Below are 19,446 nucleotides of genomic sequence, written 5' to 3' on the forward strand. Positions count from 1 at the left end.
TTTGCGCGCGGGCCGCGCCCGCGCGTGCTAGACGATGCTGGGCGCGCCGCTCAGAACGGCGAGTCGGGGAAATAGAACTGCTGGGCGTTTTCCTTCGTGATCAGCACCGACGGAATGATCGTGGTGGCCGGCAGCTTGTCGCCCTTCAGCCGCGCTTCGGCCGTCAGCTTGATCGCGTCGTAGATGAATTTCGGCGAGTACGACACGTCGGCCTTGATCATCGGCGCGCCGTCCATCACGTTCTTCACCATGCCCTTCGAGCCCGCGCCGCCGAACACGATCTTGATGTCGTTGCGCTTCGCCTGATCGATGGCCTTCAGCACGCCGACCGCCATGTCGTCGTCGGCGGCCCATACGGCGTCGATGTGCTTGAAGCGCGTCAGGTAGTCCTGCATCACCTTGAACGCGTCGTCGCGATTCCAGTTCGCGTATTTCGCGTCGAGAATCTTGATGTCCGGATAGTTTTTCATCACGCCGGTGAAGGCGGTCCAGCGTTCGTTGTCGAGCGTGGTCGGAATGCCGCGCAGCGCGACGACGTTGCCCTTGCCGTCGAGCGCCTTCGCCAGATATTCGGCGGGAATCTTGCCGAACGCGGTGTTGTCGCCGGCCACGTAGGCATCCTGCGCGCTCGTGTTCGTCAGGCCGCGATCGACCACCGTCACGTACACGCCTTTCTTCTTCACCTGCTCGACCGGCTGGGTCAGCGTCGCCGATTCGTACGGGAAGATCACGAGCGCGTTGATCTTGTTGACCGTCACGAGATCCTGCAACTGGTTCGCCTGTTCGGGCGCGTTGGCGGCCGTTTTCACGATCACTTTCAGATCGGGATGCGCCTTCTCGAGATCCGCCTTCGCCTTGTTCGCCCACCAGACGATGCCGCCGGTGAAGCCGTGATCGGCCGTCGGAATCGCGACGCCCAGCGTGACCTTGTCGTCGGCGCGCGCCGCGCCGCTCGTGCCCAGTATCCCCAACGCCAGCACGCCGGCGCCGATCGCTCGAATGACTTGCTTCATGGTGTGTGTCTCCAATCATGAGGCGTTCGCTCGCCCCGATTTTTCGGACCTGCCGTTGGTTTACCGCGCCTGCCTTGCTACGCCTGCTTTGCTGCGTTTTCTTCGCTGCGCTGTCGTCACTGCGGCGCCGCCGCCTTGAAGCGCTCCGCTAGCGCCGCCCACGCTGCACGAACGCGACGAAAATAATCACGACGCCCTGCACCGCCGCGTTCAGATACACGCTGATGATGCTGGTCAGGTTCAGGATGTTCGCGATCACCGACAGCAGGATCGCGCCGATCACGGTGCCGATCACGCGTCCCTCGCCGCCCTTGAGCGCGGTGCCGCCGACCACCACCGACGCGATCGCTTCGAGCTCCCACAACAGGCCCGTGGTCGGCGTGGCGGAGCCGAGGCGCGGCACGTAGAGCACGGTGGCCACGCCCACGCAAATCCCCAGCAGCACGTACGTGACGATCTTCACCGTATCGACGCGAATCGCCGCAAAACGCGCGACCTGTTCGTTCGAACCGATCGCCTGCACGTGCCGGCCGAACGCGGTGCGATTGAGGATCAGCGCGCCGCCCGCCGCGACCACGAGAAACACCCAGATCGGCACGGGCACGCCGAACAGGCTCGCGTAATAGACGGGACCGTAGAGGTCCGATAGAGAATCATTGAGCGTCAGCGCGCCGCCATCGGCGAGCCATGTCAGCACCGCGCGAAAAATCCCGAGCGTGCCCAGGGTGACGATGAACGGCTCGATGCGCCCTTTGGTGATCAGCAGCCCATGCGCGCAGCCGAACAGCGCGCCGAGCACGAAAGCCGCGACGATGCCGATCGTCACGATCACGAGCGGCGGCAACGCATGACCGGCGGCGCCCGCCGCGAGCCCGTTCATCAGCCAGATCATGATGCCCGCGATCAGCGCGGCCATCGAGCCGACCGACAGATCGATGCCGCCCGAGATGATCACGAAGGTCATGCCGACCGCGATGATGCCGATGAACGACGTGCGCGTAAGCACGTTCATCAGGTTGTCGAGCGTCGCGAAGTCGCGATTGAGCAGCGTGCCGACGATGCACAGTACGATCAGTCCGGCGAGCGGCCCGAGCGTGTAGAGCCGCTGCGCGACGCGCAGCGCGCGCCGTGATTGCACGGCTTCAGTGGGTGCCGGTCGCATGAGCGATCAACTCCTCTTCAGTCAGATGTTCGAGCGTCAGCGTCGCTTGCAGATGTCCCGCGCGCATGACGGCGACGCGATGGCACAAGCCGATCAGCTCGACCAGTTCGGATGAAATGACGATTACCGCGCGGCCCTGCGCGGCGAGACGATGAATCAGGAAGTAGATGTCGCGTTTCGCGCCGACGTCGACGCCGCGCGTCGGCTCGTCGAGCACGATCACGTTCGGGTCGGGCTGCAGGAACTTCGCGAGCGCGAGCTTCTGCTGGTTGCCGCCCGACAGCATGCGCGCGCGGCTCGACAGGTCGCCGGTACGAATGCCGAATTCGCCGACGGCCTTCTGCAAGGCCGCGCGCCCTGCTTTCATGTCGAGCAGCGGATGCGCGTAGCGTTCGAGCGTCATCAGCGTGACGTTGTCCTGCAGACTCAGGTCGACGTGCAGACCCTTGCCCTTACGGTCCTCGCTCAGATACGTGAGACCGTGGCGCATCGCGTCGCGCGGGTTCTTCAGATCGACTGCCCGGCCGGCGATTTCAATCGTGCCGCCCGTGCGTTTGCGCAAGCCGATGATCGCCTCGAACGCCTCGGTGCGGCCCGCGCCGACGAGGCCCGCGAAGCCGAGCACTTCGCCCGCGCGCACCTCGAAGCTCAGATCCTCGACCCAGTCGGGCACCGTCAGGCCGTTCACACGCAACGCGATCGGCGTGTCGGCGGGCACTGTCTGCTTGTCGGGGAACATGTCGGACACGTCGCGCCCGACCATCAGGTTCGCCATCTGCTGACGCGCGAGCCCCGCGGTTTCACCGCGCGCGACGAAGCGGCCATCGCGCATCACGATCACTTCGTCGGTGATGCGCTCCACTTCATCGAGCTTGTGCGAGATGTAGACGATCGTCACGCCATCGGCCTTGAGCTTCAGCATCAGCGCGAAGAGCCGGTCGGTTTCGGCGGGCGTCAGCGTCGCGGTCGGCTCGTCCATGATCAGCAGGCGCGCGCGGCGCGACAGCGCCTTCGCGATCTCGACCATCTGCTTTTCCGCGACGATCAGCTCGCGCACCTTCGTGTCCGGCGCGCGCTCGAGCCCGACCTGCGCGAGATAGCGCGCAGCGTCGCTGCGCATCGCGGCATCGTCGACTAACCAGCCGCGGCGCTTCTCGTGACCGAGGTACATGTTCTGCGCGATCGTCAGATGCTCGGCGAGATTGAACTCCTGGTGGATCAGCACGATGCCCTGCGCCTCGGCGTCGCGTGAGCCGGCGAAGCGCTGCGCGTGGCCATCGACCAGCACGCTGCCTGACGTTGCCGTTTCATATCCGGCGAGGATTTTCATCAGCGTCGACTTGCCCGCGCCGTTCTCGCCAAGCAGACCGTAGATGCGGCCGGGTGCGAGTTCGAAGCTCACGCCGTGCAGCACGCGCACGGGCCCGAAGTCCTTGCGGATGTCGTCGAAACGGATCGCGAGGCTCATGGCTCACGCACTCCCACGGATCACGAGACGATGCGGCAGCAGCACGCCCGGCACGTTGGCCTGCGGATTCGCGAGGCGTTGCAGCAACAGACGCGCGGCGGTCTCGCCGAGCTCGCGCATCGGCTGCGCGATCGTCGTGAGCGGCGGATCGATCTGCGCGGCGAGCGAGATGTCGTCGAAGCCGGCCACGGCGACGTCGTCGGGCACGCGCTTGCCGACGCTGCGCAAGCCGTGGATCACGCCGATCGCGAGCGTGTCCGACACCGCGAAAATCGCGCTCGGCGCATCGGGCTGCCGCATCAAGCCGGCCACGGCCGAGGCGCCCGCCTCGTAATCGAGGCTGTTCAGATTCATGCGCCAGCGCGGATCGGGCGCGATGCCCGCGTCGCTCAAGGCGTCGAGGTAGCCCTGCTGACGCTGGCGCGCATACAGATAGTCGACGTCGGAATTGATCAAGCCGATGCGCCGGTGGCCGCGCGTGAGCAGGTGGCGCACGGCGTCGCCCGCCGCGCGGTAGTTGTCGATGCCGACGTACGGCACGCCCATTTGCGGATCGAACTCGCAGCACGCGACCCACGGTAGCGCCTGCGACGCCTCGCCGAGCGCCTGCTGGATCGTCGCCGGATCGAGGCAGATCGCGCCGTCCGCGCGGCGCCGCCGCAGCATGTCGAAGTAGCTGCGCTCACGCCCCGGATCCGCGCCGGTGTCGCATAGCAGCATGAAATAGCCGTGCTGACGCGCGACGCTGTCGATGCCGCGCACGATCTCCGCGTAAAACGGATTGCCGAAGTCCGGAACCATCGTCAGCAGCAGGCGGCTTTCGGCGGTGCGCAGATTGCGCGCGAGTTCGTTGACGCGGTAGCCGCTCGCGTCGATCGCGGCGAGCACCCTGTCGCGGGTGGCGGGCCGCACGTTCTCGTGGCCGTTCAGCACGCGCGACACCGTCGCGACCGATACGCCCGCCTGCTCGGCCACGCCGGCGATCGACGGCCGGTCGGCCGCGCGCGGCGAGCGCCTCTGCGGCTGAGGTTGCGGTCGACTGCTCGCGCCGGACACCACGGCCGGCGACGATCGGGACGGCGTTCGGGACACACGACCTCGCAGCGAAAATGTAATCGATTACATTTTGTGGCGATGGCGATGCGAATCGCAAGGACGGATCGCTAGGGATTAACACGGGGTCCGCCCGGCCTGGCGCTTGCCCGCGAGCGGCCGGCGCGAGTCAGCCATTTGGTACAATCCCGCAGTTCCCCTGACGCGGCTTGCGATGCGAATGCCTTGCTCCGAAGCCGCGGCCGCCGGCCATCCGCCGGGGCCGGGTCAGGACGAAAGTTAGCGGCAGCCGCCGCCCGCTCGCCAAACCAAAACCGCCGAATCCACCATGAACATCGAGCAAGCGCGTTTCAACATGATCGAACAGCAGATCCGCCCCTGGGAAGTGCTCGACCAGGACGTGCTGAATTTGCTGTCGATCGTCAAACGTGAGAATTTCGTCCCCGCCGCTTACCGCGATCTGGCTTTTGCCGACTTCGAAGTGCCGCTGCCGGCCGGCCAGCATATGCTGGCGCCGCGCGTCGAGGCGCGCGTGCTGCAGGAGCTCGCGGTGAAGAAGCACGAAAGCGTGCTGGAAATCGGGGCGGGCTCGGGTTACATGGCGGCGCTGCTCGCGCATCGCGCGCAACACGTATTGACCGTCGACATCGAACCGGAACTGGCCGAATTCGCGAAGAGCAATCTGATCGCCAACGGCGTGCTGAACGTCGAAGTCGCAACCGGCGACGCCGCGCGCGGCTGGACCGGCGCGGCACCGTACGACGTGATCTGCGTGTCGGGCGGTTTGCCGGTGCTGCCGCAGGAAATTCTCGAACAGCTGAAGGTCGGCGGCCGTCTCGCGGCGTTCGTCGGCAGCGCGCCGGTGATGAAGGCGCAAGTCATCACGCGCATCGACGAAAAGCAATACCGCATCTCCGACGTGTTCGAAACCTATGTCGAGCCGCTCGCCAATGCGGTGCAGCCGGCGCGGTTCAGGTTCTAAGCGGCTCTTTTTCGCCGCGCTTCGCGCTGTATTGTTGATCCGGACGAGCGGCGAGTATGCCGTCGTCCTTTTAACTGGATGTCTCGCTGATGCAAAACCTGACCGCTCCCGCACTCGCCGAATGGCTCGCCGATACCTCGCGCCCCGCACCCGTGCTGCTCGACGTACGCGAGCCGTGGGAATTGCAAACGGCGTCGATCGCCGGCATCGTGTCGATCCCGATGCGCGAGATTCCCGCGCGCAGCGAAGAACTCGATGACGACGCGCAGATCGTCTGCATCTGCCATCACGGTGCGCGCAGCGCGCAGGTCGCGATGTTCCTCGAATCGCGCGGACACACCAACGTGTTCAATCTGCAAGGCGGGATCGACGCGTGGTCGCGTCAGGTCGATCCGTCGGTTCCGACTTATTGAGTCGAGCTCGATAGACGCGATGCGAAACATTTGGTGATTGAAGGCGGGACAGTCGCTCCAGAAGCGTTCGACTGAGCTTCATCGAACAGTACGTATCATTTCACGACCCCTTGAAGTAAATCCCGAACCATCGGTCCAAGACACTGGCAAACGGAAAGCCGACCCTCGCGAGTCGGCTTTTTTGTACCCACGCCGTCTGATTCAGCGCCATACCACGGACCGAAATCCCACCGAAGCCGAACCCGACGCCGCGATAGCCGCGCTCGCGTCCGATGAACCGGGTGCGCTGCCCTCCGCCTTTCGCGTGCTAGCAGGCGAGCACTGTCCATTTCCCCGCCCTGCTCCCGTTCGCTCATGCCGGGCCTCCTTGTTCCGCATCACTAGTCGTCCGATGTAGCCAGAGCGCACGGCATGCACAAAGACGCGGCGCACTGATGCCGCCGATGCACCGCCGATGCACGCCGATGCCCCGCGCGCGCCAGCGGCGCTTCGCTGGCGGCAAAGCGCGCTTCGTCGCGGCACGACACGCACCCGAACGAAGCGCGGCGCGCGCGACTGCACCAGTTTCGCGCCGCGGCATCGATGGCTCGACGCGCCGCCCTCGCGCCGATAGCCGCGCCGCAATGGGCATCGCACGCGCACCGCGTCGAGTGTGTCACATGGCATGTGCCTTGCAGTAGACGAGCGGCTACTCGTGCGAGCTCAGCCAGGCTGGCTGAAATCGACGCTCATAAACATTGACCATCAATGACAAGGGGAAAGCACATGAAACGTCGCAGTCTGTTGAAGTACGGCTCCATGTCCGGCGCGCTCGCGCTCGCCGGCCGCGTGCCGTTCGCGCACGCGCAGTCCGGTAGCGGCCCGATCAAGGTGGGCATCCTGCATTCGCTTTCCGGCACGATGGCAATCTCCGAAACGTCGCTGAAAGACACCGCGTTGATGACGATCGCCGACATCAACAAGAACGGCGGTGTGATGGGCCGTCAGATCCAGCCAGTGGTCGTCGATCCGGCGTCGAACTGGCCGCTGTTCGCCGAGAAGGCGCGCCAGCTTCTGACGCAGGACAAGTGCGCGGTCGTGTTCGGCTGCTGGACCTCGGTGTCGCGCAAGTCGGTGCTGCCGGTGTTCGAGGAGCTGAACGGCCTGCTGTTCTATCCGGTGCAGTACGAAGGCGAGGAAATGTCGCGCAACGTGTTCTATACGGGCGCCGCGCCGAACCAGCAGGCGATTCCCGCGACCGAATACCTGATGAGCGCCGAAGGCGGCGGCGCAAAGCGCTTCTTCCTGCTCGGCACGGACTATGTATATCCGCGCACGACCAACAAGATCCTGCGCGCGTTCCTCAAATCGAAGGGCGTGCAGGAAGCCGACATTCAGGAGGTCTATACACCGTTCGGCCACAGCGACTATCAGACCATCGTCGCGAACATCAAGACCTTCTCGCAAGGCGGCAAGACTGCCGTGATCTCGACCGTGAACGGCGATTCGAACGTGCCGTTCTACAAGGAGCTGGGCAACCAGGGGCTGAAGGCATCGGATGTGCCGGTCGTCGCGTTCTCGGTCGGCGAAGAGGAGCTGCGCGGCATCGATACGAAGCCGCTCGTCGGCAATCTCGCGGCCTGGAACTACTTCATGTCGTTGCGCAATCCGTCCAACGATAAGTTCAAGAAGCAATGGGCCACGTGGGTCAAGGACAACAACCTGCCGGGCGGCACGAAGCGCGTGACCAACGATCCGATGGAAGCGACCTTCGTCGGCATTCATATGTGGAAGCAGGCGGTCGAGAAAGCAAAGAGCACCGACGTCGACAAGGTGCGCGTCGCGATGGTCGGCCAGACTTTCGCCGCACCGTCGGGCTTCACGCTGGAGATGGACGGCAACCACCATCTGCACAAGCCGGTGATGATCGGCGAGGTACGCGCGGATGGCCAGTTCAACGTCGTGTGGCGCACCAAGGGACCGATTCGCGCGCAACCGTGGAGCCCGTTCATCGCCGGCAATGCGGGCAAGCCGGATGTGGTCAGCTCGATTCCGGCGTTCCTGCGGCGCGCGCGCGTCGCATGACGTGTCGGCGTGAGCCTCGTTGCGGCTCGCGGCGGCGATGTGGCGCGCGGGTCGCCGCGCGTGTATCGCCGCTTCGGTCGCGACGCGCGACCTGCGTGCCGACGCGCGCGCGGCGCGCGCGTGACCCAGACGGCCTGCGCTTCGCGCCGCCGCGCGTTCGCTGCGTCGCGCGGCGTGACCGCGCACGCCAATGCGCGGCAACGTCCCGCTGAAGCGGCGGCGACGTCTGACGCGACGCCCTCGCGCTCTCGAGCGGCTCATCGATTCAACCCAGTGCAAAAGGCCATCATGGCGTTTTCATTTCCGACTTCCGTACGACGACGCGGCGCGACGCTCCTGCTGCCGCTCGCGGTCCTTCTCGCCGCCGCGCCGGGCGCTGCATTCGCGCTGACCCAGGCCGACGTCGCGCCGCTCGCTGGCGACGACTTCGAGGCGAAGTCCGCCGCGATCGACAAGCTGATCGCCACGCACGATGTCGCGTCGCTCGCGGTGCTCAAGGCGCTCGCCGACGACAACGCGCTCGCCACCGACGCAGGCGCGGTACTGCTGCAGGACGGCGACGCCACCCGCGATGCCGTCACCGGCCAGCCCGTCGCCACGAGCGACGCGCAACCGGTCACGCTGAACAACCTGCTGCGCTCCAAAGTGGCGGGCGCGCTGTCGGGTCTGCAACTCGCCTCGCCCGATCGGGCGACACGCGCAGCCGCCGTCGATGCGCTGCTGCAAAACCCCGATCCGTCGATCAAGCCACTCGTCGACGCGGCGCGCGCAAAAGAAACCGATCCCGCTCTGAAGAAACGTCTCGACACGCTGTGGGCGATGAGCGCATTGCACGACCCGGATCCGGCCAAGCGCCTCGATGCGGTGCAACTGGTCGCCGCGCGCCACGACCTCGACATGAACGAACTGCTGCGTCCGCTGGTCGCGAAGAAAGCCGACGGCACGTTTGCCGAAGCCGACGAACGCGTGCGCGCGGCCGCGCAAAGCGGCATCGATGAGCTCGATGCGATCCAGCGCCGCAGCCAGATCGCGGGCACGCTGTTCGCGGGGCTGTCGCTCGGCAGCGTGCTGCTGCTCGCCGCGCTCGGCCTCGCCATCACGTATGGCCTGATCGGCGTGATCAACATGGCGCACGGCGAATTCCTGATGATCGGCGCGTACGCGACCTACGTCGTGCAGAACCTCGTTCAGCGCTTCGCGCCCAATGCGTTCGACTGGTATCCGCTGCTTGCGATACCGGCCGCGTTCGTCGCGGCGGCGCTGGTCGGCATCGTGCTCGAACGGCTCGTGCTGAAGCACCTGTACGGCCGCCCGCTCGAAACGCTGCTGACCACCTTCGGCGTGAGCCTGATCCTGATTCAGGCGACCCGCATGCTGTTCGGCGCGCAGAACGTCCAGGTCGTCAATCCGTCGTGGATGAGCGGCGGCGTGACCGTGCTGCCGAATCTGATCCTGCCGTACAACCGGCTCGCGATTCTCGCGTTCTCGCTGATCGTCGTCGCGATCGCGTGGGCCGTGCTCACGCGCACGCGGCTGGGTCTGTTCGTGCGCGCGGTCACGCAGAACCGTCGCATGGCCGCGTGCGTCGGCGTGAAGACCGCGCGCGTCGATTCGTATGCGTTCGCGTTCGGCGCGGGCATCGCGGGGCTCGGCGGCTGCGCGCTGTCGCAGATCGGCAATGTCGGGCCGGACCTCGGCCAGAGCTACATCATCGATTCGTTCATGGCGGTCGTGCTCGGCGGCGTCGGCCAGCTCGCGGGCACCGTGCTCGGCGGCTTCGGGCTGGGACTCGTCAGCAAGGCGATCGAACCGTTCTGGGGCGCGGTGCTCGCGAAGATCGCGGTGCTCGTGCTGATCGTGCTGTTCATCCAGAAGCGTCCGCAGGGCATGTTCGCCTTGAAGGGCCGTAGCGCGGAGGCATGAGATGACATCGGCTACTTCATCGGCAGACCCCGCTTCCGCTTCGTCGTCGCGCGCCAGTGCCGCTGGCGCTGGCGGCGCGCGCGAGTCCAACACCGGCTTCGCGCTCGGCCTGCCACCGCGGCCCGCGCTGTTGTCGCGTCGCGCGTGGCTCGCGCTGATCGCGCTGATCATCGTGTTCGGCCTCGGCGTGCCGTTCGCCGCGCTGGTGATTCCGGAGACGAGCGCCTTTCATCTGTCCGCATATGCGATGACGCTGACCGGCAAGTTCATGTGCTATGCAATCGCCGCGCTCGCACTCGATCTGGTGTGGGGCTACTGCGGCATCCTGAGTTTGGGTCACGCCTTGTTCTTCGCGCTCGGCGGCTACGCGATCGGCATGTATCTGATGCGCGCGATCGGCCACGACGGCAAGTACGGCAGCGATCTGCCCGACTTCATGGTGTTTCTCGACTGGCACCAGTTGCCGTGGTACTGGCAGGGCACGCAGCATCTCGGCTACGCGCTCTTGCTCGTCGTGCTGGTACCCGCCGTGGTCGCGTGGGTGTTCGGCTTCTTCACGTTCCGCTCGCGCGTGAAGGGTGTCTATCTGTCGATCATCACGCAGGCCATGACCTTCGCCGCGATGCTGCTGTTCTTTCGCAACGAGACGGGCTTCGGCGGCAATAACGGCTTTACCGACTTCAAGCGCATCGGCGGTTTTCCGATCACGCATCAGGGCACGCGCGCCGCCTTGCTGCTCATTACGTTCGCGGTGCTGATCGCCGCGTTCATCGGCGCGCGCGCGATCGTCACGTCGAAGCTCGGCCGCGTGGTGACCGCGGTGCGCGACGGCGAAACGCGGCTGATGTTCCTCGGCTACAGCCCGCTCGCGTACAAGCTGTTCGTGTGGACCGTGTCGGCGGTGCTGTGCGGCATCGCGGGCGCGTTGTACGTGCCGCAGGTCGGCATCATCAATCCGGGCGAGATGTCGCCGGGCAACTCGATCGAAATGGCGATCTGGGTGGCGGTCGGCGGACGCGGCACGCTGATCGGCCCCATCATCGGCGCGTTCGCCGTGAACGGTGCGAAGAGCTTCTTCACGGCGAACTTCCCCGAATACTGGCTGTTCTTTCTCGGCCTGATCTTCGTGCTGGTGCCGCTGCTGCTGCCGAACGGCATCATGGGGCTCGCCGATCTGCTGACGCGTAAAAGGAACCGCTGATGAACGAAAACCCGATGGTTCCCGATCTGGATTTACCCGAAGCACCACCGGAACGCTCGCTGAGCGGCGTCGCGAGCATGGGACACGCGGTCGTGCCCGGCGAGATCGACGTATCGCACGGCACGATCCTCTACCTCGAAGACGTGACGGTCAGCTTCGACGGCTTTCGCGCGCTGAACGCGCTGTCGCTCGCGATCGACGCGGGCGAACTGCGCTGCATCATCGGCCCGAACGGCGCGGGCAAGACGACGATGATGGACGTGATCACGGGCAAGACCGTGCCCGATCACGGCAAAGTGTTTCTCGGCCAGTCGATCGATCTCACGCGCATGAACGAACCGGCGATCGCGCGCGCCGGCATCGGCCGCAAGTTCCAGAAGCCGACCGTGTTCGAGCAGCATCCGGTGTGGGAAAACCTCGAACTCGCGATGAAAACGGACAAGGGCTGGTGGGCGTCGCTGCGCGCGCGGCTCGATGGCGACGCGCAGGCCCGCATCGAGGAAACGCTCGCGCTGATCGGGCTGGAAAGCGAAGCGCGAAGGCTCGCCGGCGAGCTGTCGCACGGCCAGAAGCAGCGCCTCGAAATCGGCATGCTGCTGATGCAGCAACCGGCGCTGCTGCTGCTCGACGAACCCGCGGCCGGCATGACCGATGACGAAACGATGCAACTCGCCGAATTGCTCAACCACCTGCGCGGCACCTGCTCGATGATGGTCGTCGAGCACGACATGGAGTTCGTCGCGGCGCTCGCGGGCGACACAGGCAAGGTGACAGTGACGGCCGAAGGCCGCGTGCTCGCGCACGGCACGCTCGACGAAGTCAAGCGCGACGAGACGGTGATCGAGTCTTATCTGGGCCGCTGATTGCTGCCGGAAGCGGGACCGCATCGTCAACCCGACAGGATGACTGAACAATGCTCGAAGTAGACCGACTGAACCAATACTACGGCGGCAGCCATATTCTGCGCGACGTGAAGCTCACGGTGCCCGACGGCAAGCTGACGGTGCTGCTCGGGCGCAACGGCGTCGGCAAGACCACGCTGCTGCGCTGCCTGATGGGCGTCGTACCCGCGAAAAGCGGCGCGATCGCGTGGCGCGGCGAACAGTTGATGAAACTGCCGACCCATGCCCGCGTCGCCCAGGGGCTCGCCTACGTGCCGCAGGGCCGCGATATCTTTCCGCGCCTCACCGTCGAGGAAAATCTGCTGGTGGGCGCCGCGAGCAGAAAGGCGCCGAAAAAAATCCCCGAGCGCATCTACGAGCTTTTCCCGGTACTGAAGGACATGCGCAACCGGCGCGGCGGCGATCTCTCCGGCGGTCAGCAGCAACAGCTCGCGATTGGCCGCGCGCTGATGAGCGAGCCGCAACTGCTGATCCTCGATGAGCCGACCGAGGGCATCCAGCCGTCGATCATTCAGGACATCGGCCGCACGCTGCGGCAGCTCGTCGAGGACATGGGCATGACGGTGCTGCTGGTCGAGCAGTATTACGACTTCGCCAAAGCGATCGCCGATCGTTACTGGGTGATGAGTCGCGGCGAGATCGTCGCGGGCGGCGAGGGGGCGAACATGGATGCGGATGGGGTAAGAGGGTTGATTGCCGTGTAAGCGAGCTCAAGTTATCCGCCGCGCAACCGTTACACAGGCTAGGCAACGCCGCAACGGTTCGACGAGGTGGACACCATGAACGACAACAAGCAGGTCAGACGCGAGTTTTACAGAAACCCAGCCTCCTATTGCAGGGTGATGAACGTCGTGTCGGCGGTCACTTTCGGTCTATTCGAAGTGGACAACGGCGGTACGGTCGGCATGCTGTCGGTGCGCTGGGAGAAGCTCGGCAACGAACTCGCGCCCCAGCTGCACGCGTATTACGACAGCTGGCACGTGCTCGCGTCGTTCCCCGACGTTCTCGCGAGAATGGCCGGGACGACCGGGCCGTCGTGTTCGCCGGAAGCTTTCTGTCAGCTATTGCTCGACTGCGGATTCATCAATCGCGCGGAACGGGGCGTGGACGATCACGCCGAGCCGACACTAGTACGCTAGACGCCGCCGCGATACGGCCTGGGTCGGCGACACAACATCGATATAGAGGGAGAAAAGCATGTCCGTGACGGTTCACGTCGAATATCAGTATTGCCAACATGGCAAGAAAGCAATCCAGACAGGCAGCGACTCGTTGACCGTCCAGGAAAACACCCCCCGCGCGATCCTTGCGTTGCTGCGACTGTTGCATCCGCAGTGGGAGGGCATCAAGGTGCTGTCGGTGACCGAGGCCTCGCCAGAAGGGGCCGCATCGTAGCCGCTTGCGCGGCTTCCGCGCTTCGACACGCGTGCTATCCTCGCCGCACGCCGATTCCCCCATCCATCCGCATGTCGCTTCACGAAAATCACGCCACGCTCGCCGCCGGGCACACGCCGTGGCGCGCGCGACTCGAACTCGGCTTCGTCGGCGGCGACGCTCGCACGACGCTCGCGCACCGGCGGCACGACGGACCGCTGCGCGTGCAACGGCCGCTCTATCCGGAAGGCCCGGCGATCTGTCACGCGGTGATCGTGCATCCGCCCGGCGGCGTCGCGGGTGGCGATCAGCTCGACATCGACATCACCCTCGCCGCGCACACGCATGCGGTGCTGACGACGCCGGGCGCAACCAAGTGGTACAAGTCGAACGGCCGCGCGGCGCGGCAGCGCATCGCGCTGCGTGTCGGTGAGCACGCGAAGCTCGACTGGCTGCCGCAGAACAACATCGTGTTCGATCACGCGAACGCGCAACTCGATTTTTCGTTGACGCTCGGCGCCGGCGCGAGCGCGATCGGCTGGGACGCGACCCAGCTCGGACGCCAGGCGGCCGGCGAACGCTGGTCGGCGGGTAGCTTGCGCGCGGTGTCGCGCATCGTCGGCGCGAATGGCGAGCTGCTGTGGTTCGAACGCGCGAGCCTCACCGCCGACGATCCGCTGCGCGGCGCGCCGCAGGGGCTCGCCGGCTTTCCGGCCTACGGCACGCTGTGGGCCGTAGGCGCCGCTTGCGACGACGCGCTCGCCGAATCGCTGAGCGCGCAACTGCCGTTCGACGATACGTTGCGAGCGGCCGCGTCGTGCGTGACAAACGGCGTGCTGCTCGTGCGCGCGGTGTCGCGCTCGATGGAAACGCTGCAGCACGCGCTCACGCGCTGCTGGCTGCAATTGCGGCCGGTCGTGCATGGTGTCGCAGCGTTGCCGTTGCGGATCTGGTCGACCTGAGAGCGCGGCTTCCCGCTTTCGTCTTCATCACGCTCTTTGCGCACCAAGGCGGCGCACGCGCACGCCCCAACCATGTGCGCGAACTGGCGCAGCACGCCGCCACGCCGCGCCGCAGAGGGATGGCACACAGCTTGCGTTGCACTCGCCACTTCGCGGCCGGCCACGATGAAGCCAGCGACGACCCGACTCCAACGACACTACCACCGCTCACGCCCATGACCCGCACTCTCTCCCGCTCCGCGCGCCGCGCCTTGCTGGCCGCATTGCTCGCCCTGCCCATCGTCGCCGATCTCGCGTTTCATTCAGGCTCCGCGCACGCCGACACGCTCGACAACATCGCCAAGGCCGGCGTGCTGAAGGTCGCCGTGCCCGAGGACTATCCGCCGTTCGGCTCGGTCGGCCCCGACATGAAGCCGCAGGGCTATGACATCGACACGGCCGCGCTGCTCGCCAAAGCGATGAACGTGAAGCTCGAACTCGTGCCGGTCAACAGCGCGAACCGCATTCCGTATCTGCAAACGGGCAAGGTCGACCTCGTGATCTCGTCGCTCGGCAAAACGCCCGAGCGCGAGAAGGTGATCGACTTTTCGAACGCGTACGCGCCGTACTACCAGGGCGTGTTCGGTCCCGCCGACATCAAGGTGAGCGGTCCCGCCGATCTCACCGGCAAGACCGTCGGCGCGACGCGCGGCGCGCTCGAGGAAATCGGTCTCACGCAGATGGCGCCGAACGCGACGATCAAGCGCTTCGAGGACAACAACGCGACGATCGCCGCGTTCCTGTCCGGCCAGGTGCAACTGATCGCGGCCGGCAACATCGTCGCGGCCGCGATCCTCGCGAAAAATCCGCCGCGCCGTCCGGAGCCGAAGTTCGTGATCAAGAACTCGCCGTGCTTCGTCGGCATGAACAAGAACGAGCCGCGCCTGCAACAGAAGGTCGATACCGCGATCGCCCAGGCCAAACACGACGGCACGCTCGGTGCGATGTCGAAGAAGTGGTTCGGCGCACCGCTGCCCGCCGACCTGTAATTTTGCAGACGCGGTGGCATGCGCGGTCGCAAACGTAGTTGTAAGCGCGCCGTTAGCCGGACTTGATACCGTGATCGGCTGATCGCGCGACGCCAGGACCCCGTCACCGCGACGCGACCACGACACATCAAACGCCGAGACCCACACCCGATGAAGCTGACACCTCGCGAGAAGGACAAGCTGCTGATCTTCACCGCCGCGCTGCTCGCCGAACGGCGCCGCGCGCGCGGCCTCAAGCTGAACTATCCGGAGGCTGTCGCCTTCATCACCGCCGCGCTGATGGAAGCCGCGCGCGACGGCAAGAGCGTCGCCGAGGTGATGCACTACGGCACCACGCTGCTCACGCGCGCCGACGTGATGGAGGGCGTGCCCGAGATGATCCCCGACATCCAGGTCGAAGCGACGTTTCCCGACGGCACCAAGCTCGTCACCGTCCATCACCCGATTCCCTGAACTCCTCTTCGTCAAGGCAGGCCCCATGATTCCCGGCGAACTCCTCATCGACGACGGCGAGCACGAACTGAACGCGGGCCGCGCGACGGTCACGGTGGTCGTGTCGAATACCGGCGACCGTCCCGTGCAGATCGGCTCGCATTACCATTTCTACGAGGTGAACGACGCGCTGTCGTTCGATCGCGAAGCGGCGCGCGGCTTTCGCCTGAACATCGCGGCGGGCACCGCGGTGCGCTTCGAGCCCGGTCAGGAGCGCACGGTCGAACTCGTCGCGCTGGCCGGCGAGCGCATCGTCTACGGCTTCAACGGCAAGGTGATGGGCAAGCTGTGATGCGCTGCCCGCGCCCTGGCGTTTCGACCGCCCTGCTCCGCCTTGCCTTGCCTGTCGCTCGCTTGTAGCTCATTCCGGACCCACACCATGACACTACGCATTGGCCGCCGCGCGTACGCGGAGATGTTCGGCCCCACCACCGGCGACCGCGTACGCCTCGCCGACACCGAACTGCTGATCGAGATCGAGCGCGACTTCACGACCTACGGCGAAGAGGTCAAGTTCGGCGGCGGCAAGGTGATTCGCGACGGCATGGGCCAGTCGCAGCGCGTGCATGCCGAGGTCGTCGATACCGTCGTGACGAACGCGGTGATCCTCGATCACTGGGGCATCGTGAAGGCCGACATCGGCATCAAGGACGGCCGCATCGCGGCGATCGGCAAGGCCGGCAATCCGGACATCCAGCCGAACGTGACGATCGCGATTGGCGCGGCCACCGAAGTGATCGCGGGCGAAGGGCTGATCGTGACCGCGGGCGGCATCGATACGCACATCCACTTCATCAGCCCGCAGCAGATCGAGGAAGCGCTCGCGAGCGGCGTGACGACGATGCTCGGCGGCGGCACCGGCCCCGCGACCGGCACGAATGCGACGACCTGCACGCCGGGGCCGTGGCATCTCGAACGCATGCTGCAAGCGGCCGACGGCTATCCGATGAACCTCGGCTTTCTCGGCAAGGGCAACGTGAGCCAGCCGGCCCCGCTGACCGAACAGATCGCCGCGGGCGCGATCGGCCTGAAGCTGCACGAGGACTGGGGCACGACGCCCGCGGCGATCGACAACTGCCTTGGCGTCGCCGACGATACCGACACGCAGGTCGCGATCCACACGGATACGCTAAACGAAGCGGGCTTCGTCGAAGCGACCGTCGCCGCGTTCAAGGGCCGCACGATCCACACGTATCACACCGAAGGCGCGGGCGGCGGCCACGCCCCCGACATCATCAAGGTGTGCGGCGAAGCGAACGTGCTGCCGTCATCGACGAATCCGACGCGGCCCTACACGGTCAACACGCTCGACGAGCATCTCGACATGCTGATGGTGTGCCATCACCTCGATCCGTCGATTGCCGAAGACATCGCGTTCGCCGAATCGCGGATTCGCCGCGAGACGATCGCCGCCGAGGACATCCTGCACGATCTCGGCGCGCTGTCGATGCTTTCTTCGGATTCGCAGGCGATGGGCCGCGTCGGCGAAGTGATCATCCGCACGTGGCAGACCGCGCACAAGATGAAGGTGCAACGCGGCGCGCTGCCCGAGGACAACGCGCGCCACGACAATTTCCGCGCGAAACGCTATGTCGCGAAGTACACGATCAATCCGGCGATCACGCACGGCATCGCGCATGAAGTCGGTTCGATCGAACTGGGCAAGTGGGCCGACCTCGTGTTCTGGGAGCCGGCGTTCTTTGGCATCAAGCCGTCGCTGATCCTGAAGGGCGGCATGATCGCGATGGCGCAGATGGGCGATCCGAATGCGTCGATTCCGACGCCGCAGCCCGTGCACTATCGCGAGATGTTCGCGACGCGCGGCGGAGCGCTGGGCCGCACGTCGCTGACCTTCGTGTCGCAACTCGCCGCCGATGCGAACGTGGCCGAACGCTATGGTTTGCAGAAACGCATCGTCGCGGTAAAAAACTGCCGTAACGTGACGAAGGCCGACATGATTCACAACGCGTGGCGCCCGAACATCAGCGTCGATCCGGAAACCTACCAGGTGATCGCCGACGGCCAGTTGCTGACCTGCGATCCGGCCACCGTGCTGCCGATGGCGCAACGCTATTTCCTGTTCTGATCATGCGTACACTGAACAAACTTCTCGCGCCGCATCTGAAGATCGCGCCGGTACTCGTCAAGCGTGCGCCGACTTTGACGCTCGCGTTCGATGAACGTCGCAAGAGCCGTCTCGCCGCGACGCTCGATGACGGCGAGGAAATCGCCTTGCTGTTGCCGCGCGGCACCGTGCTGCGCGATGGCGACGTGCTCGTCGCCGATGATGGCGGGCTCGTGCGTGTCGTTGCTGCTGATGAAGCCGTGCTTGTCGTACGCGCACCGGACGCGTTGACGTTGACGCGCGCCGCCTATCACCTCGGCAATCGTCATACGCCGGTCGAAGTGGGCGCCGATTATCTGAAGCTCGAATACGATCCGGTGCTCGCCGACATGCTCAAGCGCATCGGCGTGACGGTCGAGCAGGTGTCGCTGCCGTTTCAGCCTGAAGCCGGGGCGTATGGCGGTGGACATAAGCATGGGCACGACGAGACGTTCGCCGAGGACTATGCGATCGCGCAGCAGGTGTTTGGTGAGCATCATGGGCATGAGCATGCTCATGCCCATGAGGGCTCTTCGCACTCGCACGATCACGACCATGACCACGTGCACGACGAAACGTGCGGACATGGACACCACCCGCATCGTCATGCGCATCGCTGAATTCACCGCGCTGCTGCATCTCGCGTCGCCAGCACTGCCGATTGGCGCGTTCAGCTATTCCCAGGGTCTCGAAGCGGCGATTGAAGCGCAGCTCATCACCGATGCCGACTCCGCGCGCATATGGATTGAACGCGGCCTGACCGACGTGCTCGCGCGCGGCGAGTTGCCGTTCCTCGCGCAGCAGATTGAGCGCTGGCGCACGCACGACGCCGTGGAACTCGCCGACGCCAACGCCGAATTCCTCGCGAGTCGCGAGTCCGCCGAATTGCGCCGCGAAACGGAGCAGATGGGCTGGTCGCTGCGGCAGCTGTGTGTGTCGCTCGAATGGGGCGACGTGGCGAGGCGCGAAACGCTCGCGTCGCTGACGCCACTCGCGCTGCCGAGCGCGTTCGCATTCGCCGCCCACGCGCACAATGCTCCGGTCGATGCCGCGCTCGCCGCCTATGCGTTCAGCTGGGTCGAGAACCAGGCCGCCGCCGCGTTGAAGGCTGTGCCGCTCGGCCAACTCGCGGGGCAGCGCATCATCGTCGCGCTGCGTGAGCCGATCGACGCGGCCGTCGCGCGCGCGCTCGCGACCTCGCGTGACGACCTCAACACGTTCGCGCCGCAGCTCGGCATTCTGTCGGCGCGCCACGAGTCGCAGTATTCGCGGCTCTTCCGCTCGTAACACGATTCCCACGATCCA

20 protein-coding genes are annotated in these 19,446 nt (G+C 65.6%); 16 read left to right on the forward strand and 4 right to left on the reverse strand.

Features of this window, described 5'->3' with window-relative positions; genetic code table 11:
- Positions 1-50: 50 nt before the first annotated feature.
- From OKW44_RS23670 to OKW44_RS23685, 4 genes are all read right to left on the reverse strand, one after another.
- The gene (locus OKW44_RS23670) at positions 51-1,013 is read right to left on the reverse strand and encodes a substrate-binding domain-containing protein (RefSeq protein ID WP_018419664.1); all 963 of its coding nucleotides are present in this window, start codon (positions 1,011-1,013) and stop codon (positions 51-53) included.
- Between the two features lie 148 nt (positions 1,014-1,161).
- Complete coding sequence (locus tag OKW44_RS23675) at positions 1,162-2,175, reverse strand: ABC transporter permease (RefSeq protein WP_018419663.1); 1,014 nt, start codon at positions 2,173-2,175, stop codon at positions 1,162-1,164.
- Positions 2,156-3,643 (reverse strand): sugar ABC transporter ATP-binding protein, encoded by a 1,488-nt coding sequence (locus OKW44_RS23680; protein ID WP_018419662.1) that lies wholly within the window; start codon positions 3,641-3,643, stop codon positions 2,156-2,158. The genes OKW44_RS23675 and OKW44_RS23680 overlap by 20 nt, the downstream gene beginning before the upstream one ends.
- A gap of 3 nt (positions 3,644-3,646) precedes the next feature.
- Positions 3,647-4,735: a LacI family DNA-binding transcriptional regulator gene (locus tag OKW44_RS23685; protein WP_026225639.1), complete on the reverse strand. Its 1,089-nt coding sequence runs from the start codon at positions 4,733-4,735 to the stop codon at positions 3,647-3,649.
- Positions 4,736-5,024: 289 nt separating this feature from the next.
- Here OKW44_RS23685 and OKW44_RS23690 point away from each other — a divergent pair, with 289 nt between their 5' ends.
- From OKW44_RS23690 to OKW44_RS23765, 16 genes are all read left to right on the forward strand, one after another.
- Entirely contained in the window at positions 5,025-5,678 is a 654-nt protein-coding gene (locus tag OKW44_RS23690; protein WP_018419660.1) for a protein-L-isoaspartate O-methyltransferase family protein, read from the forward strand.
- 89 nt (positions 5,679-5,767) lie between these two features.
- Positions 5,768-6,091, forward strand: coding sequence for a rhodanese-like domain-containing protein (locus tag OKW44_RS23695; RefSeq protein ID WP_018419659.1), 324 nt, complete (start codon positions 5,768-5,770; stop codon positions 6,089-6,091).
- Between the two features lie 765 nt (positions 6,092-6,856).
- Positions 6,857-8,155 (forward strand): urea ABC transporter substrate-binding protein, encoded by a 1,299-nt coding sequence (gene urtA, locus OKW44_RS23700; RefSeq protein WP_018419657.1) that lies wholly within the window; start codon positions 6,857-6,859, stop codon positions 8,153-8,155.
- Between the two features lie 288 nt (positions 8,156-8,443).
- Entirely contained in the window at positions 8,444-10,078 is a 1,635-nt protein-coding gene (gene urtB, locus OKW44_RS23705) for an urea ABC transporter permease subunit UrtB (RefSeq protein WP_084754039.1), read from the forward strand.
- Between the two features lies 1 nt (position 10,079).
- Entirely contained in the window at positions 10,080-11,279 is a 1,200-nt protein-coding gene (urtC, locus tag OKW44_RS23710; protein ID WP_018419655.1) for an urea ABC transporter permease subunit UrtC, read from the forward strand.
- The gene (urtD, locus tag OKW44_RS23715; protein WP_018419654.1) at positions 11,279-12,142 is read left to right on the forward strand and encodes an urea ABC transporter ATP-binding protein UrtD; all 864 of its coding nucleotides are present in this window, start codon (positions 11,279-11,281) and stop codon (positions 12,140-12,142) included. The genes urtC and urtD overlap by 1 nt, the downstream gene beginning before the upstream one ends.
- Before the next feature lie 50 nt (positions 12,143-12,192).
- Positions 12,193-12,885, forward strand: a complete 693-nt coding sequence (urtE, locus tag OKW44_RS23720) for an urea ABC transporter ATP-binding subunit UrtE (RefSeq protein ID WP_018419653.1) — start codon at positions 12,193-12,195, stop codon at positions 12,883-12,885.
- 75 nt (positions 12,886-12,960) lie between these two features.
- Entirely contained in the window at positions 12,961-13,320 is a 360-nt protein-coding gene (locus OKW44_RS23725) for a hypothetical protein (RefSeq protein ID WP_113061892.1), read from the forward strand.
- A 58-nt stretch (positions 13,321-13,378) separates the two neighbouring features.
- Complete coding sequence (locus OKW44_RS23730) at positions 13,379-13,576, forward strand: hypothetical protein (RefSeq protein WP_018419651.1); 198 nt, start codon at positions 13,379-13,381, stop codon at positions 13,574-13,576.
- A 71-nt stretch (positions 13,577-13,647) separates the two neighbouring features.
- Positions 13,648-14,517 carry an urease accessory protein UreD gene (locus tag OKW44_RS23735; protein WP_018419650.1) on the forward strand — a complete coding sequence of 290 codons (870 nt, stop codon included), beginning with the start codon at positions 13,648-13,650 and terminating at the stop codon, positions 14,515-14,517.
- A gap of 215 nt (positions 14,518-14,732) precedes the next feature.
- On the forward strand, positions 14,733-15,545 hold the full coding sequence (locus tag OKW44_RS23740; RefSeq protein WP_018419649.1) for a transporter substrate-binding domain-containing protein: 813 nt from the start codon (positions 14,733-14,735) through the stop codon (positions 15,543-15,545).
- Positions 15,546-15,695: 150 nt separating this feature from the next.
- A complete protein-coding gene (gene ureA / locus OKW44_RS23745) occupies positions 15,696-15,998 on the forward strand; it encodes an urease subunit gamma (protein WP_008923043.1) in 303 nt (100 codons plus the stop codon).
- A 25-nt stretch (positions 15,999-16,023) separates the two neighbouring features.
- Complete coding sequence (locus OKW44_RS23750) at positions 16,024-16,329, forward strand: urease subunit beta (RefSeq protein ID WP_018419648.1); 306 nt, start codon at positions 16,024-16,026, stop codon at positions 16,327-16,329.
- An 87-nt stretch (positions 16,330-16,416) separates the two neighbouring features.
- A complete protein-coding gene (gene ureC, locus OKW44_RS23755; protein WP_018419647.1) occupies positions 16,417-18,123 on the forward strand; it encodes an urease subunit alpha in 1,707 nt (568 codons plus the stop codon).
- 2 nt (positions 18,124-18,125) lie between these two features.
- The gene (ureE, locus tag OKW44_RS23760) at positions 18,126-18,761 is read left to right on the forward strand and encodes an urease accessory protein UreE (protein ID WP_018419646.1); all 636 of its coding nucleotides are present in this window, start codon (positions 18,126-18,128) and stop codon (positions 18,759-18,761) included.
- Positions 18,748-19,428, forward strand: coding sequence for an urease accessory protein UreF (locus OKW44_RS23765; protein ID WP_026225637.1), 681 nt, complete (start codon positions 18,748-18,750; stop codon positions 19,426-19,428). The genes ureE and OKW44_RS23765 overlap by 14 nt, the downstream gene beginning before the upstream one ends.
- Positions 19,429-19,446: the final 18 nt, after the last annotated feature.

Source organism: Paraburkholderia lebeckiae (genome assembly GCF_050436325.1).
Classification (GTDB): Bacteria; Pseudomonadota; Gammaproteobacteria; order Burkholderiales; family Burkholderiaceae; genus Paraburkholderia; species Paraburkholderia tuberum.